This is a genomic window from Erwinia plantamica (assembly GCF_043420595.1).
Taxonomy (GTDB): domain Bacteria; phylum Pseudomonadota; class Gammaproteobacteria; order Enterobacterales; family Enterobacteriaceae; genus Erwinia; species Erwinia aeris.
The window spans coordinates 285,203-301,888 of record NZ_JBGCUC010000001.1; the positions used below are offsets into that span (position 1 = coordinate 285,203).

The window sequence follows — 16,686 nt, forward strand, 5'->3', positions numbered from 1 at the left end:
GCAACCCCATATCCTTCAAATCTGTCTATGAGTGCACTTTTCAACCGCAACCAGATCAACATTGCTACACACTTGGACAGTATCACTAAGAACTAGGTAGAATTGACTTTAGTTTTCATACAAGAAAAACCTCATTGAATCATATGGATACATCAGATAAAATTACACTTGGACTTATCATTTTAAGAATTTATGCTAAGGGAAAACAGTGGCCATTACGACAAAAGACCTATCCAACGCATCAGCGACCATTAAAAAACCTTTAATCCAAATGCTGAATAAAAGATACATTCTTATGCTACTAATATCTATATTCATATTTCATGTGGTATATATGGTATATGCGAGTCACGAATATTACTTAAGGATACGCTTAGAGAACTGGTTGCTTTATTCTAAACAATGCACAACTGATAATTGCGTTTCATTTGAAACCTTAATGCATCGCGTGATGGATAATTATGGATGGAAGCAAATTGCAATGGCATCATTGAACATGCTCGCAATTTCTATTATGTGTTTTTTAATATCAATATTAGCTCTCTGTGGGTCTTGGATGGTATCTCGGATTTTCCGAGTAGGAAATAGCGTAGGGGCATGTTTTGGCATCTCACTCATATTATTTATTGCATACATTTCAGCTATCATCAATAGGTATTTCGCTATATGGAGACCCGAATTTCGCCTTGGAGATTTCAGTCTAGGTGTTACTGTCGATGAAAGAATACTAACAGCATTTTATGCGTTCCCGGCCTTTTTGATTTGTTGTTTTTGTTATGAGCTTTTACGTGACCGTGACCCCGATCACTGATCTCAAATCCTATTGCAAGGGCTTACCACGACTTGCCCTTGCCACTAACTTCTATATCTTTATATAAACTTAGGTTTTGTGAGGTAGTCATGTTGTTATCCTTTTCTGATTATTTTGATGATTTCTAACTTTCCTGAAAAGCTCCCTTTCTCTTAAATTATGTGAGATGACCTGAGATATTACCCTGCAAGATTCACGCAGAGGCATCTGTAAGGAGTTGATTTGTTATAAACCAAAAGGCCCACCTAGCTTAACAGGTGAGCCACGGTTTTGTTTTAGAGTTGACGTGCTGTTACTCAGTGAAGGTAATGCGATGCACCAGAGGAAACGAAGCGTCAGCCTCAACTTCCATATGTGCACTCTCTTTGACACGCACAGTGCCGGAAGCCAATACGTCAATCACAGAGACCAACTCAAGGTTGTAACCTGCACGACCAGAGTCACGGGATACGATTACTCGCACTGCGTCACCTTCCTGAGTGGTACGGAAAGAGATAGACGCAAACAGTTTAGGCAGTAGATAAACGCCAGTGTCCTCACCCACGTAAGGGCATACAGTACACCCCAGCAGGTCGGACAGGTCTTCATGACCAGCACGTTGAGCAGCACGCTCTAAGACCGCCTCAAGTTTCGCAGGGACCATCAAGGCGAACTGGTCCAGAGAACCACCCAGATGCACAGGAAGATTCAACGCGAGAGCATCGAGAACGTCCTCAGCTTGGTCAGCGGGTTTACCTGTGAGTTTGCTGTAAGTCACAGTCTGTAGGTCAGAAGTTGCAGCGAGAACCTCCGCGACTTTACCGAACATCAGACGGTTATATTGGTCAATCATGTTATCGACTGACTGCACCAGAGCGCCGTGAGTATAACCACCCATCATCTCAAAGTCAGACACGAAGGTTGCCGCAGAGATAAACGCGCCAGTGTTCTGAGCGTTGTCCTCATTAGGGACCAGCAGTGGTGAGACCATCACAGCGGAGCCTTTAATAGCCTTAGCGGTCGGTGCGTCCTCAGCCGGGTTAAACAAGCCGTTCTTCTTCAAGATAACGCTGCGATCTTCAAGTGTATGGGTACGCAATGGAGTAGGCTTGGTGCCATATGGACGAAACTCACAAGGGAAGATGTGCTCACGTACAGCAGCCTCAAATTCACCATCGTTAAACGTAGCATTGAGAGATTCTTCCAGAGCCTGAATGTATGCGGTCGAGTCATTACCACCCGGCAGCCCCTTACCGTTCAGGTCCGTACCGTTCACCTGTAGAATCTCAGCGGTGCCGTCAAGCATCTTAATGACCTCACTGTTTTCTAAATCAGCGTCACGGCCTTGGAATGGCTTACGGGTCACCTGAGCATCATTATTACGAGCCATTGGTGATGCATAGTCAGCGGTGTTGATAACGCCTGTAGTCTTGCCGTTGTCAGTAGGTGCGTTACGGTTAGCAATACTGTAGTCGAGTGCGTGGAAACCGGAATTAGACATGTTGCTCATGGTGTATACCTTCTCTTAAATTGGATTTGAATAGAATTGCACTTAATGTGCATAGCGGGTCCACGGAATTGCAGACCCATTGATTGACTTGCGGAGTGAAATTAACCACCGAATGCGGCACGATGGCCATGCTCACCGAACTTACGGGCGATCTCTTCTTCACGCTGTTTGCGTTCAGCCACGGCCTTAGCGATCTCAGTAGGTGTCGCCATGATTGCAGCCATGCGCTCATTGTGTTCACGCACTTCACGCTCACGCTGTGCCTGTTCTTCTCGACGAGAGACAACCACGTTGGCCCATGCGTCTGTGTGCTTACCGTAACCGCGCAGGGAGAAGCCGTTAGCGTTCATCTCAGAGAGCAGTTCAAAGGCACTCGCAGACCCCGCACCATAGAAAGCCAGCAGGCTAGGCACAGTGACTTTCACAAAGTGCACGGTAGGTATCTCTTGCCCTGCGTACAGCACAGACGACAGGTCAGGACTCAGTGTCAGCTTCTCTTTGGTCAAGCCGGGGACGGGTAAATTAGGATTGATACTCATGGGGTGTTCCTTCTTAATTGATTTGATAAATAAATTGGTTACATGAAGTCGCGCATAGTCAGACCCGCAGCTACCGCCATGTGGCACAGAGCGGCCTTGGTGAGCTTCTCGCGGGTCTCAAGTGGCCCCAGCCCTAAGGCATCAATCAGGTCCTGAGTCTTCACGTCACGCAGTCTGAGAGCTTTACGGCCCTCTGGGGTCGATGTGTTGAAAGTGGTTGGCACGGTGTCAGTCCTTTTGATTTGCATAGAGGTCAGCGAGGGTCTCCACTACATCGAAACTTATCGCGGTGTTATAGCCAGCTAAGAGCATCAGGAAGTCATTCCCGGTAAGAACCTCAGCGGTCCCCTCGGGTTGACCACGGCGTGCTCTCATGGCTTTTACGTCTCGTTTGACGTGTCGTTTATGCTTCCCGGTCATCATTGCGATGTCCTCAATGGAAACTTGGTAATCGGTAGGGTCTGCAAGCCACGCCGTTAAGTGTTCTCGGAGTGCAAGCAGGTTGACCCCGGATGATTTCTTATTAGGTGTGGTCATGGTGATTTGTCCTGAGTGAATGTCCAGAATTGGGCAAAAGAAGAGCGGACCAGAAAGGCCCACTTAGAGAGAGAGGGAGAGAGATCAACTTGATTGGAGTTGGTACGGATTACACTTGCACAGTAAATCAGACAGCGCCCTTAATGGTCGCCATCAGACACCCGCCGTAACTCGGGTTTGATTACAACTTAAAGTTAATGAGGTAATAGAGTACCCGTAAGCTTTAAATTAATTGCGTCTGATGTTTGTAACGGTTAGGCCCTGTTAAGGACACTGACTGATTAACTGTGAAATAAATAAAGTGTGTGAGACCTAGAGTCCAGTGAGTTCCCTGATAAGTCACGGATGAGATGATAATAGGCAAGACACTAGGTCGCACACTAAATAGAGGTAGAAGGTAGTCTATTAAGCATTTCGATTTTCGAAAAATGTTCCCTTGAATAAACTAATTAAATAAGTAAGGAGCACTGTGAGAGTGGGGCAATGGAATATGAGCATGGTCATAAAGAGCCAATGTGTGTATCTCTCCCATTAGTGGGTGTTAATTAGCTGGGAGGCATTTTGCAGGCGCTCTCTCAACCCCAGCCGTTACCCTCAGAGTTCATCCGGTTTACCCGCACGAGCACGGGACAGTAATAGTTGCTGCTTCTCATAGTCGGAGCCTAGTTGCTCCACTAAATCTGTGCGGAACTTATCGAGCGCCTTCTCTTTGCTAAAGTATTCCTGACCCTTTGCATTGAACCGAAAGTTAATCCCGGTCGGGCTAAAGCGCCTGTCAGTTGGCTTAAGGATAATGAAGTAATCACGATAACGAGGGTTCACCTCTACGCGCCCATCAGGTCGGAACCGGAACAGACCGCGAGACTTCTTGAGCGCTTGGAGTAAACGCTGTGCTGGCAGGTCGTGGGCCTTGCAGAAGTCACCCCATGTGACCCCACGGCGGTTAGCTGATTGAACGGCTACGCGCTTCTTGTCGTTTTCTAGGCGCTGCTTTACAGCTTCTATCTTGCGGATGTACTCAAGGACCTTTAAGCGGACTGCTTTTGATTCTCGCATACCGACCAGTAACAATTGGTCAGCGTTAAGGGTGTACTCCTTTACAGTGTTACCGAAGCGTACGAAACTTTCGTAGGCTATTTCTTGACCGGATAACTCATCCTCAAGGCGCTTGATAAAGTCATTATTGCGGATAGGCTTCTCCCCTGCTTCCTCTCGTGCCGGATTGATTACCGAATTAAGGAAGTCGAGAGAGGTCATTGTAACGGTCTGGTCAAAGTTAATAATTGAAGTAGACATGGTGTTATTTCCTTTTGATTGCATTCTCAGAGTCACACCCTCAGCCAGCCAGCTTAGACCCAACACAACGGGGACCAGCAGAGGCAATGAGAGTGCAATCAGAATGACTAAGCGTTAATAAATAAATGTATGCGCTGTGATGCGCGGGGGGAATAATAGGGGGGCGTTTCGCCTCACCCTCTGCATCTCGCAGGAGAACGGTGTGTGTGCCATCTCTCCCATTAGTGGGTGTTTAATGTTTGTTTAACTTTGAGAGGGCTACGAGTGACCAATAAGGGATGGTTATCTAATCGCTATAATGACCATCTCGCAATAGGTAACAACAAGGCATCATAAAGTTTACTCATTGAGTTACTCTTAGAATTAACTTAAAGATATACTTAAAGTTATTATCTTTTAATTAAATCAATTCATTTAAACTCTAAGTATCTAAAGTGTCTTTAAGTCTCTTGAAGTTAAAACATAAAGAAGAACTTAAAGAGAGGTGACCATTGTCATGGATATTATCACCATAACTCTTGGTTACTCTTTGTACTTCTTAGAGTTTCCACCCCTATGACCTGAGTCAATAAAATAACTGGTCCCATCAGCCAATAGTCAGAGACCGCGCAAGCGCAGATGACGTACCAATGTTGCCCACCCCTAAGAAGCATGGACCAGCTAGGTTCAGACTTTATTGAGTCCTCTCCCTATAGTGAGACGTAATACATGTGGGCGATAAGTCAGCGCCGTGAGAACTGAGCGTGTCAGCGAGAACCCTCGGAGTATGTGACCGTCTCTCCCATTAGTGGGTGTTAATTGCAGGACCTATCAATGAAGCGAAACAAATAGGTTATAGCTATCATTCCACTTTAAGAGCAAGCGCGAGACCCTCAGCCATCTGGTCAATCGACTTAGCCTTACCATACAGGCCAAACGTAATGCCCTGCCCTGAGTGTCCCAGAACGTCACCAGCAAGACTCTCCGAGACTCCCGCTTGTTTGAGTAGGGTAGCCAGCGTGTGCCTCAGTGAGTGCAACACAAGATCACCTGTGCGGTCTGGTAGGGCTTGCGGTAGGACCTCTCTGTTAAACCACTGTGACGCTGTGTCTCTGGACATACCGAACACAAGGGAATCACTGGACGGTAACGCATCGACCCACTCCCGGAACTCAGCCAGAGAGAAACCCTTAGCGTTATCTGTCAGTGGGACCAGACGAGCACTTGCAGCGTTCTTAATGCTCTTGTCTCCATTGTCGTTAATGTCGATACAGAGATGACCAGCTTCCTCTACTACATCAGCCTTAGTTAGCTGTGTGAGTTCCCCGGCGCGTGCTCCTGTGATAGTAGCGACCAGACCAAAGAGGCGCTTATGTGGTTCACGTTCAGTGGTCACCCGGTCCAACACCTTGACCAGTTCAGCCGCAGAGTAAGCACGGCGCACGCTCTTGACGCCCTTCACTTTTAGGCCCTTTGTGTAGTCGTGCTTAATGTGTCCATTCTGAAAGGCCCAATTCATGACAGCGCACAGTTTAGCCATCATCTTATTAACGGTAGCGTCTGCGTATCGCCCTGAGTCACGCATAGCATCGCGCATAGCGGAGACCTCAGCCCTAGTGTGCTCTCTCCAGTCAATCGAACCAGTGAACAGCTTGAGCGCCTTATGCGCAGACTGAATGTCTCTCACACTGGCTGGCTTGAGGTTTACGCTGTGTTCCTTTATGTAGAGGTCTGACAATTCATTAAAAAACAGAGGCTCCTGTGTGGATTCTGTAGGGCTAGACTCTTGGTCATCTCTCAGATTTCGCTTTGGAGCGTCTGCATTGTGCACTCCCTGATCATTATCACCATTCAACGAGGCCAGCACTGACAGTAAAGGCTGAGTGTCCCCACTGTGCGCACGACTCCGAGCAGCTTGCAGGACTTCCAGCGCCTTAACAATGTGGGCTTGCTGGTCTACTGTCATTGATTCCTTTGCGAGTGACCGTAGGTTAACGCTGGCGTCTTCGATGTGGTCCACTTCCAGACCTGACCAGAAGTCTCCCACCTTGTCAGTGAGGAACGTTAAGGCCATAGACTTAAGGTGCTCGTTCAGTTCCTTGCTGGTGACCTGTGAGTTATCAAGAAGGAACGCTTTCGCGGTCTGAGCTAACTCCCTTGCTCTGATCATTGCAGCCCTCTTGTCCGAGGTGCGCAGACCTATAGAAACCAGAGAAGACGCATTACCTATCTCCCTGAATCGAACTGTATAACGCCCTGAGCCTCGACGTCTGACAAGCTGAGGGACAGCTAGTCTTGATAGAGATAACGACTGAGTGTTCATGATGTGATTCCTTTTGACTCGTTTTGAGTGGACACGCTGCCCTCTCCCAAATCGTGAGTCGCAATTACCGGCTCACCCCCGTAAGTGGGTGTTAAATGGCTTCCTTCCCTGTGTGGATTGAAATCAGCATCAACATAATCAGGTGCTGTCATGCACCAGTAGACCAGACAGACCAAACTCAGCAAGTAGACGAAAAGCACAGATGAAATAATTAACGTAACCCACGGGAAGTTACTCAAAGAAAAAGACTCAGCAGCACACATCACAGAGCGCCCTCCTCTTTTGAGTTCAACTCAATGGTAATCTCGTGAGCCTCCGGGTTATCGAGGAGCGTATAACTGACCTGATAGAGAACGGTGTGTGGACCCGCAGTCTGGTAATCAACAATCGACCAACACGCTAAATCAGAACCGATTGATAATTCCATGATGAGACCTAGCGTCATGGTGCGCACAGATGGGCCTTGAGGGTAGATGTGGACTCCTCTCTGGTCACTATGAGTAACCACTGAGTCAGCTTTACGAATGGCGTGAGTAAATACAGGTCGAGCTTGGCTTGAGGTCGTCTTAACAGTGTCAAACATTTGGTGTACCTTAGGTGTAAGCGTTTACCTTGTGTCAGTATTTGGAGCACTACTTGTGTCACCTTAAGCGCTAAACAGATAGCAACGGACAGACGCTAAGGTTTGCTCAACAAGTAGAATCACACTGACATGCACGATTAAACTCCAGGCTAATCAATCAGTTAGAACAAAAGGATCATCGAATGACCAGCCCTACAGCAATCATCCAAAAGTCCACCTCAAGACGTCTAAGAAGAACCAAGATCGTTACCACCCTGGGTCCGGCTACCGATCGCGACAATAATCTCGAAAAAATTATCGCTGCCGGGGCCAACGTGGTTCGACTTAACTTCTCACACGGGACGCCAGAAGATCATATGCAGCGCGCCAGCAACGTGCGCGCAATTGCGGCAAAGCTGGGCCGTCATGTGGCCATTCTGGGCGATCTTCAGGGCCCTAAAATTCGCGTATCCACCTTTAAAGAAGGCAAAGTCTTCCTTAACCAGGGCGACCGCTTTTTGCTGGATGCCAGCCTGAGTAAAGGCGAAGGCGATAAAGAAAAGGTAGGTATCGACTATAAAGGCCTGCCGGCCGACGTTGTGCCGGGCGATATCCTGCTGCTGGACGACGGCCGCGTACAGTTGAAAGTACTGGAAGTCCAGGGCATGAAAGTCTTTACCGAAGTCACCGTCGGCGGCCCGCTTTCCAATAATAAAGGCATCAATAAGCTGGGCGGCGGGCTGTCTGCCGACGCGCTGACGGAAAAAGATAAAGCGGACATTATCACCGCCGCTAAAATCGACGTGGATTATCTGGCCGTCTCCTTCCCACGCTGCGGCGAAGATCTGAATTACGCTCGCCGTCTGGCTCGCGAAGCAGGCTGCGAGGCGAAAATCGTTTCTAAAGTTGAACGTGCGGAAGCCGTAGCGTCGCAGGAAGCCATGGATGACATTATCCTGGCGTCGGACGTGGTGATGGTCGCCAGGGGCGATTTGGGCGTTGAAATTGGCGATCCGGAACTGGTCGGCATCCAGAAAGCGCTGATCCGCCGCGCTCGCCAGCTGAACCGTTCGGTTATCACCGCAACCCAAATGATGGAGTCGATGATCACCAATCCTATGCCGACGCGCGCAGAAGTTATGGACGTGGCGAATGCCGTGCTGGACGGAACCGATGCCGTTATGCTGTCGGCGGAAACCGCAGCGGGCCAGTATCCGGCGGAAACCGTCACAGCCATGGCTAAGGTCTGCCTTGGCGCGGAGAAAATCCCGAGTATCAACGTCTCCAAGCACCGTCTGGACGTGCAGTTCGACAATATCGAAGAGGCCATCGCCATGTCCGCGATGTACGCCGCCAACCATCTTCAGGGCGTTACCGCGATTATCACCATGACGGAGTCCGGCCGCACCGCGCTGATGACCTCACGCATCACTTCCGGCCTGCCGATTTTTGCGATGTCGCGCCATGAGCACACGTTAAACCTCACCGCGCTATATCGCGGCGTGACGCCGGTCTATTTCGACAGCAACAATGACGGCGTGGTTGCGGCGCATGATGCGATTAATCTGCTGCGTGATAAAGGCTTCCTGATGTCTGGCGATCTGGTCATCGTCACCCAGGGCGACGTTATGAGCACCACCGGCACCACCAATACCAGCCGCGTGCTGCGGGTAGAATAACGCTTACGGTTATCGGGCCTTCGCGCCCGATAACTTTTTCCACCCTGCTGTTCCCTTTTCCGCTATTTTTTCAACAACTTTTTATCCGCCCGTCATACAACTCCCGTATGCTGTCGCGATTTAGATCCTGTTTACTCTGGAAGGAGCCTTAATGCCCGCTTTTGTTCCGGTGACGGCCATCACTCGTCGCCATTTGATTTTTCCCCTTTCGCTGGTGCTGTTTGAGTTCGCCAGCTATATCGCCCATGACATGATCCAGCCCGGAATGCTGCTGGTGACCAACGAGTTCGGCGTCGGCCCGGAATGGGTTTCCGCCTCGCTAACCGCCTATCTGGCCGGCGGCATCGTGCTGCAATGGCTGCTGGGGCCGCTTTCCGACAAGCTTGGCCGCAGGCCGGTGATGCTGGCAGGCGTGGCCTTTTTTACCCTGGCCTGCGTTGGGACACATTGGGTCGGCTCCGTCGGGCAGTTTATTCTGATGCGCTTCCTGCAGGGCACCAGCCTCTGTTTTATTGGCGCGGTCGGCTATGCCGCCATCCAGGAAGCCTTTAACGAAGCCCTGAGCGTGAAAATGATGGCGCTGATGGCTAACGTAGCGCTACTGGCACCGTTGGCAGGCCCGCTGGCCGGTGCCGCCTTTCTCTCGGTGGGCGACTGGCGTACGATGTTCTGGCTGTTCGGCGCCGTCAGCGCGGTAGCGCTGGTCGGCCTGTGGCGAACGATGCCGGAAACCGCGGGCGACCGCAGCACCTCCGTTTCAATTAAGTCGCTGGGCAAAGGCTATCTTAGCCTGGTGCGGGATCGCCAGGTGATGAGCGGTTCGCTGGCTATCGGCCTGGTCAGTATTCCCTGCCTGGGCTGGGTAGCGCTGTCGCCGGTGATCCTGATCCATGACGAGCATCTTTCCCGTATGACCTACGCGCTGCTCCAGCTGCCGGTGTTTGTGGCGATGATTATCGGCAATCTGACCCTGGGCCGCCTGTCCGGCCGCGTACCGATTGAGCAGCCGCTGAAGCTGGCCGCGTGGCCGATCCTGATTGGCCTGGCGGTAGCAACGCTTGCCAGCGCGCTGAACGCCCACAGCTACCTCTGGCTTACCGCAGGCCTGAGCCTGTACGGTTTTGGCACGGGGCTGGTTAACGCCGGCCTGTACCGCCTGACGCTGTTTTCCAGCTCGTCGGGCAAAGGCAGCGTCGCCGCGATGCTGGGCATGGTGAGTATTCTGGTCTTTACGTTAGGGATCGAAGCGGTGAAAAGCGCCTATTTCAGCGGCGGCAGCTTCTGGTTCAGCCTGGTCAATCTGGCCTGCGGACTGCTCTGGTTCTGGCTGGTGAAAGCCTTTCTGCGCGAGCGTAACCGACGGATAGCGTTGGCACAGTAAAAAAGCCCCGCCAGACGGCGGGGCTTTTTTTATTTTTTAGGGAAAAGATCTTTGCGGCGGTAAGGCTCAGTCTCACCCTCTTTGCGGGTCTTCAGCAGCTTCAAAATCCAGGCGTACTGCTCAGGATTAGGCCGCACCAGAAGCTCCACTTCCTCATTCATTCTGCGCGCCAGCGTTTTATCATCCGCTGCCAGCAGATCGTCCATTGGCGAGCGCAAATAGATATCCAGCCGATGCGTTTTGCTGTTGTAAACCGGGAACAGCGGCACCACGCGGGCACGGCAGACCTTCATCAGCCTCCCTAACGCAGGCAGCGTGGCCTTGTAGGTGGCGAAGAAATCCACGAATTCGCTGTGCTCTGCGCCATGATCCTCATCCGGCAAGTAATAGCCACAGTATCCCTGGCGCACCGAGCTGATAAACGGCTTGATGCCGTTATCCCGGGAGTGCATACGGCCGCCAAAACGGCGGCGCACCGCGTTCCAGATATAGTCCATTACCGGGTTCCGCTGGTGATGGAACATGGCCGCCATTTTATGCCCTTCCGAAGCCAGCGCCATTGCCGGGATATCCACTGCCCAGCCGTGCGGTACCAGAAAGATGATGTTCTGATTTTGCGCGCCGATCTGCTCAATAATTTCTTTATTATGCCAGGTGATACGCTGCACTGCATGGGCCGGACGCAGAGCCAGCTCGGCCATCATCACTATAGACTGCGGCGCCGTGGCGAACATTTCATCAATGATTTTTTCGCGATCGGCTTCTGCTACCTCAGGCATACAGTAAAACAAATTGATTTGCGCACGACGTCGCGCGCTCTTCGCGTATTTTCCGGCGAAGCGCCCCAGCGCGCCCAGTAACGGATCCCGCATTTTTGCCGGGAGCCAGGCCATGCCGGCGCAAAGCCCAATCGCCAGCCAGCTTCCCCAATAGCGCGGCAGCAGAAAGGATTTCCGAAAGGTGGGAATAAATTCATTATTGCTTTTCTTGTTTTCCATGCACTCGCCTCAAATTCTGAGCGGCTAATGATAGTGCCGACGCACAATTTTGCAATGCCCGCCTCATTTTACCCATAAAGAAAAGCCGACGGCTAAAGCGTCGGCTTTTTTGGCGGGAAAGTTAATGCTTACTTAAAGCGCAGCTGTGGCGTGACTTCGCGAACCTGCGCCAGATAATCGCTGCGGTCTTTACCGGTCAGCCCTTCCATACGCGGCAGCTTCGCCGTAAGCGGATTGACGGCCTGGTTGTTGATCCAGACTTCAAAGTGCAGATGCGGCCCCGTTGAGCGACCGGTATTGCCGCTCAAACCAACGCGCTCGCCGCGCTTCACTTTATCGCCTGGCTTCACCAGCAGCTTTTTCATATGCATATAGCGCGTCATATACTGACGGCCATGACGAATGGCAACATAGTTGCCCGCGCCGCCGCTGCGTTTTGCCACGATCACTTCACCGTCGCCTACCGCCAGCACCGGCGTGCCCAGCGGGATAGCGAAGTCCACGCCCTTATGCGGCGCGACACGACCGGTCACCGGATTCAGGCGATGCGGGTTGAAGTTGGATGACACGCGATACTGTCTGGCCGTCGGGAAGCGCATAAAGCCGTGCGCCAGTCCGGCGCCGCTGCGATCGTAGAATTTGCCGTCGGCAGCGCGAATCGCATAGTAGTCTTTGCCGCCGGTTTGCAGACGAACGCCGGCAAGGCGGCTCTGCTGGCTCTTGCCATCCATCATCTCGCGCGACATCAGCACGGAGAAACGGTCGCCGTTACGCAACTTACGGAAGTCCATCTGCCACTGCAACGCTTTGATCACGGCGCTGATTTCGCCGCTGCTCAGCCCGGCGTTTCGCGCGCTGGTCACGAAACTGCCCTCCACCGTGCCGGAGAGCACGTTGTTTTGCCACTCGCCCTGCTGAACCGCAGCGGAGGATTTAAAGGTGTTGCCGGAACGATCGTAGGTGCGGGTTTCGCGGCGCGACGCTTCCCATGTTAGCCGCTGCAGCTGGCCGTCGTCGGTTAACGTCCAGGAGAGCTGCTGACCAATTTGCAGGTTACGCAGATCCTTATCCACCTTGACCAGCTGGTTGATATCTCCCATATCGATGCCATACTGATTAAGAACGCTGCTTAACGTATCTCCCGATGACACCACGTAATCATGCGTGCCGGTTTCGCTGGGCACATCCTGGTCTATCTCATCTTTCGGCACGTCGTCATCAGGCGAAGGCATATCCTGATCGATTGGCTCGCTGGCTTCCGGCAACAGCGTACGCAGCTGCTCTTTATCCAGCTCTATGCTTTTGACGATCGGATTTTCACCGCTGACGGTGGGATGGTAAACGAAAGGCCGCCATACGGAGACGGCCAGCGTAACAACGGTGAGCGAACCCAGCATAACGCGGTGGGTTCGCGGCAATGTATTAAACGCCATAGCGACAGCGCGGGCAATTTGCTGCACGTATTAGTTCCTCTAAGCTCCTTTCAGGCAGCTCGCGTACTGGCTGGACAGCTGTGAGAGGAATTTCACATAGCTGTCTCTTCCCGGAGTGATGTCCGTTCCCAGCGGATCCAGCGTTCCTGTACGCACTTTGGTTCCTCTGGCAACAGCATCGATCACGGCCGGCCTGAATTGTGGCTCAGCAAAGACGCAGACGGCCTTTTGCTCAACCAACTCTGTTCGAATTTGATGTAAACGCTGAGCGCCGGGCTGGATTTCAGGGTTGACGGTAAAATGACCCGCAGGAGTCAGACCGAAATGTTTTTCAAAGTAGGTGTAAGCATCGTGAAAAACGAAATAACCCTTCCCTTTTACCGGCTCAAGCTGAGCGGCTATTTGCGTATCAGCCGTGGCCAATTCTGCCTCAAAATGCTGCAGGTTCGCGTCTAGTTTGTCTCTGCTCTGCGGCATAAGTTCCAATAATTTTGCATGGATTGCAACCGCAGATTGCCTTGCGATTTCCGGGGACATCCACAAGTGCATATTATATTCGCCGTGGTGGTGCGCATGGGCATGTTCATCCGCTGCTTCAGCGCCCTCCTCATGCTCGTGCGCATCGTCATCCGCCCCACGAACCAGCAGGGGTTTAACCGCCGTTAACTCAGCCAGTTCGAGGTTTTTTTGCGCGGGCAGCGCGGCGACCGCCTTCGGCAAGAAAGCCTCCATTTCCGGCCCGATCCAGACCACAAGATCCGCGCTCTGCAGGCGTTTAATGTCCGAAGGACGCAGCGCGTAGTCATGCTCTGAAGCCCCATCCGGCAGTAAAATTTCCACCGGCGTAACGCCATCGGCAATAGCGGCAGCGATAAAGCCCAACGGTTTAACAGAGGCCACTACCGCAGCCTGGGCGGTAGAGGTCAGCGAAGCGGCAAATCCCAGGGCAGAAAGCAGCGTTAACAAGGGCTTGGTTTTATGTAACATAATGATTCAGTCCATCGTGACAGGTCGAAGAATTGTGATATTATAACATTCGATAACTTCTGCAACCCGTAATCACTATGACCTCACTGATTAGCCTTGAAAAAATTTCCGTCAGCTTTGGTCAGCGCGCCGTGCTTTCTAACGTTTCGCTGACGCTGGAGCCGGGCAAAATATTAACGCTGCTCGGGCCTAACGGTGCCGGTAAGTCTACGCTGGTGCGCGTGGTACTGGGACTGATTTCGCCAACGCGAGGCAGCGTGGTGCGCCACGAACAGCTGCGTATTGGCTACGTGCCGCAAAAAATTCATCTGGACGCTACGCTGCCGCTGACCGTCGAGCGCTTTATGCTGCTGCGCGGCGGCGTCAAGCGCGGCGATATCCTGCCCGCGCTGAAAAGGGTGCAGGCCGCACAGCTGGTGGACGCGCCGCTGCAAAAGCTCTCCGGCGGGGAAATGCAGCGCGTGCTGCTGGCCCGCGCCCTGCTCAACCAGCCGCAGCTGCTGGTGCTGGACGAGCCGACGCAGGGCGTTGACGTGAACGGCCAGGTGGCGCTTTACGATCTGATCGATCAGCTACGGCGCGAGCTGAACTGTGGCGTGCTGATGGTTTCCCATGATTTGCATCTGGTAATGGCAAAGACCGACGAGGTGCTGTGCCTGAATCAGCATATCTGCTGTTCCGGTACGCCGGAGGCGGTCTCTCAGCATCCGGAATTTATCTCTATGTTTGGCCCGCGCGGCGCCGAGCAGCTGGCTATCTATCGCCATCAGCATAACCATCGTCACGACCTTCAGGGACGTATCGTTTTACGCAGAGGACAAACCAAGTGATTGAACTGTTGCTGCCCGGCTGGCTGGCGGGTTTCTTTCTGGCGCTGGCGGCTGGCCCGCTCGGCTCGTTTGTGGTCTGGCGCCGCATGTCCTATTTTGGCGATACGCTGGCGCACGCTTCACTGCTTGGCGTGGCTTTTGGACTGTTGCTGAACGTCAGCCCGTTTTATGCGGTGATCGCCGTTACGCTACTGCTGGCGCTGCTGCTGGTCTGGCTGGAGCGTCGGCCGCATCTGGCTATCGATACGCTGCTGGGCATTATGGCGCACAGCGCGCTGTCGCTGGGCCTGGTGGTGGTCAGCCTGATGTCCGGCGTGCGGGTGGATCTGATGGCCTATCTGTTCGGCGATCTGCTGTCCGTGACGCCGACCGATCTTTATACCATCGCCGCTGGCGTGGTCGTGGTGCTGGCGGTGCTGGCGGCTAACTGGCGCTCGCTGCTTTCCATGACCATCAGCCCGGAGCTGGCCCAGGTAGACGGCGTCAATATCCAGCGGACTAAGATGGTGTTGATGCTGGTAACGGCGCTGACCATCGGCGTGGCGATGAAGTTCGTCGGCGCGTTGATTATCACCTCGCTGCTGATCATTCCTGCCGCAACGGCACGACGGTTTGCGCGCTCGCCGGAGCAGATGGCTGGGGTCGCGGTGCTGGTGGGGATTCTGGCGGTGACTGCCGGCCTGACCTTCTCCGCCTTTTACGATACGCCGGCCGGGCCGTCGGTGGTGCTGGGCGCGTCGCTGATGTTTATGCTCAGCATGGTAAAAAAACCGGCGGTCTGAAATGTCCGTCAGGAAAATAAAAAACCGGTCGTCGCTGACCGGTTTTTTTTATGGCTTACTCTTCCCGCGTGATGCCGAAGTGCTTATAGGCATGCTGCGTCGCCATCCGGCCGCGCGGCGTGCGCTGAATAAAGCCCTGCTGGATCAGATAAGGCTCCAGCACGTCCTCAATGGTTTCGCGCTCTTCGCCGATCGCCGCCGCCAGGTTGTCCAGCCCGACCGGGCCGCCGGTAAACTTATCGATGATCGCCAGCAGCAGCTTGCGGTCCATGTAATCAAAGCCTTCCGTGTCCACGTTCAGCATATCCAGCGCTCTGGCGGCCACGTCGCCGCTCAGGCTGCCCTGCGCTTTGACCTCGGAGAAATCCCTGACGCGGCGCAGCAGACGGTTGGCGATACGCGGCGTGCCGCGCGAGCGGCGGGCGATTTCCAGCGCGCCCTCTTCGCTCAGCGGCAGGCCCAGACAGCTGGCGCTGCGGCCGACGATATGCTGAAGGTCTTTCACCTGATAAAACTCCAGACGCTGCACGATACCGAAACGGTCACGCAGCGGCGACGTTAGCGAGCCGGCCCGCGTCGTCGCGCCAATCAGGGTAAACGGCGGCAGATCCAGCTTGATGGAGCGCGCGGCCGGGCCTTCACCGATCATAATATCCAGCTGATAGTCTTCCATCGCCGGATAAAGCACCTCTTCCACCACCGGCGAAAGACGATGGATCTCATCGATAAAGAGCACGTCGTGCGGTTCAAGGTTGGTCAGCATGGCGGCCAGGTCGCCCGCTTTCTCCAGCACCGGCCCGGAGGTGGTGCGCAGGTTGACGCCCAGCTCGTTGGCGACGATCCCGGCCAGCGTGGTTTTCCCCAGCCCCGGCGGGCCGAAGACCAGCAGATGATCCAGCGCGTCGCCGCGCATTTTGGCGGCCTGGATAAAGATCTCCATCTGCTCGCGCACTACCGGCTGGCCGACATACTCTTCCAGCAGCTTCGGCCGGATGGCGCGATCAATGACTTCTTCTTCGCTGAAGGTTCCCGGCGATACCAGGCGATCGGCTTCAATCAT

General features: G+C 53.1%; 13 protein-coding genes. 4 read left to right on the forward strand and 9 right to left on the reverse strand.

Annotated features, from left to right (window positions below; all coding sequences use genetic code 11):
- Positions 1-1,103: 1,103 nt before the first annotated feature.
- From AB3U87_RS01335 to AB3U87_RS01355, 5 genes are all read right to left on the reverse strand, one after another.
- Positions 1,104-2,300 carry a hypothetical protein gene (locus tag AB3U87_RS01335; RefSeq protein ID WP_394148141.1) on the reverse strand — a complete coding sequence of 399 codons (1,197 nt, stop codon included), beginning with the start codon at positions 2,298-2,300 and terminating at the stop codon, positions 1,104-1,106.
- A 101-nt stretch (positions 2,301-2,401) separates the two neighbouring features.
- A complete protein-coding gene (locus AB3U87_RS01340) occupies positions 2,402-2,839 on the reverse strand; it encodes a DUF6971 family protein (RefSeq protein WP_394148143.1) in 438 nt (145 codons plus the stop codon).
- Positions 2,840-3,067: 228 nt separating this feature from the next.
- Positions 3,068-3,376: a hypothetical protein gene (locus AB3U87_RS01345; protein WP_394148144.1), complete on the reverse strand. Its 309-nt coding sequence runs from the start codon at positions 3,374-3,376 to the stop codon at positions 3,068-3,070.
- 594 nt (positions 3,377-3,970) lie between these two features.
- Positions 3,971-4,672: a hypothetical protein gene (locus AB3U87_RS01350; protein ID WP_394148146.1), complete on the reverse strand. Its 702-nt coding sequence runs from the start codon at positions 4,670-4,672 to the stop codon at positions 3,971-3,973.
- A gap of 841 nt (positions 4,673-5,513) precedes the next feature.
- Entirely contained in the window at positions 5,514-6,974 is a 1,461-nt protein-coding gene (locus AB3U87_RS01355) for a tyrosine-type recombinase/integrase (RefSeq protein ID WP_394148148.1), read from the reverse strand.
- Positions 6,975-7,739: 765 nt separating this feature from the next.
- Here AB3U87_RS01355 and pyk point away from each other — a divergent pair.
- A complete protein-coding gene (pyk, locus tag AB3U87_RS01360; RefSeq protein WP_301252210.1) occupies positions 7,740-9,215 on the forward strand; it encodes a pyruvate kinase in 1,476 nt (491 codons plus the stop codon).
- A 151-nt stretch (positions 9,216-9,366) separates the two neighbouring features.
- Entirely contained in the window at positions 9,367-10,596 is a 1,230-nt protein-coding gene (locus AB3U87_RS01365; protein ID WP_394148149.1) for an MFS transporter, read from the forward strand.
- A 29-nt stretch (positions 10,597-10,625) separates the two neighbouring features.
- Here AB3U87_RS01365 and lpxM read toward each other — a convergent pair whose 3' ends face one another.
- The 3 genes from lpxM to znuA all read right to left on the reverse strand — a co-directional run bounded on the left by lpxM (position 10,626) and on the right by znuA (position 14,014).
- Positions 10,626-11,594 (reverse strand): lauroyl-Kdo(2)-lipid IV(A) myristoyltransferase, encoded by a 969-nt coding sequence (gene lpxM / locus AB3U87_RS01370; protein ID WP_301729443.1) that lies wholly within the window; start codon positions 11,592-11,594, stop codon positions 10,626-10,628.
- A gap of 128 nt (positions 11,595-11,722) precedes the next feature.
- A complete protein-coding gene (gene mepM, locus AB3U87_RS01375; RefSeq protein WP_253460731.1) occupies positions 11,723-13,054 on the reverse strand; it encodes a murein DD-endopeptidase MepM in 1,332 nt (443 codons plus the stop codon).
- A gap of 12 nt (positions 13,055-13,066) precedes the next feature.
- Positions 13,067-14,014 (reverse strand): zinc ABC transporter substrate-binding protein ZnuA, encoded by a 948-nt coding sequence (znuA, locus tag AB3U87_RS01380; protein WP_253460729.1) that lies wholly within the window; start codon positions 14,012-14,014, stop codon positions 13,067-13,069.
- A 77-nt stretch (positions 14,015-14,091) separates the two neighbouring features.
- Here znuA and znuC point away from each other — a divergent pair, with 77 nt between their 5' ends.
- On the forward strand, positions 14,092-14,844 hold the full coding sequence (znuC, locus tag AB3U87_RS01385; RefSeq protein ID WP_253460726.1) for a zinc ABC transporter ATP-binding protein ZnuC: 753 nt from the start codon (positions 14,092-14,094) through the stop codon (positions 14,842-14,844).
- On the forward strand, positions 14,841-15,626 hold the full coding sequence (znuB, locus tag AB3U87_RS01390) for a zinc ABC transporter permease subunit ZnuB (protein WP_253460724.1): 786 nt from the start codon (positions 14,841-14,843) through the stop codon (positions 15,624-15,626). The genes znuC and znuB overlap by 4 nt, the downstream gene beginning before the upstream one ends.
- Before the next feature lie 55 nt (positions 15,627-15,681).
- Here znuB and ruvB read toward each other — a convergent pair whose 3' ends face one another.
- Positions 15,682-16,686: a Holliday junction branch migration DNA helicase RuvB gene (gene ruvB, locus AB3U87_RS01395; protein WP_125287913.1), complete on the reverse strand. Its 1,005-nt coding sequence runs from the start codon at positions 16,684-16,686 to the stop codon at positions 15,682-15,684.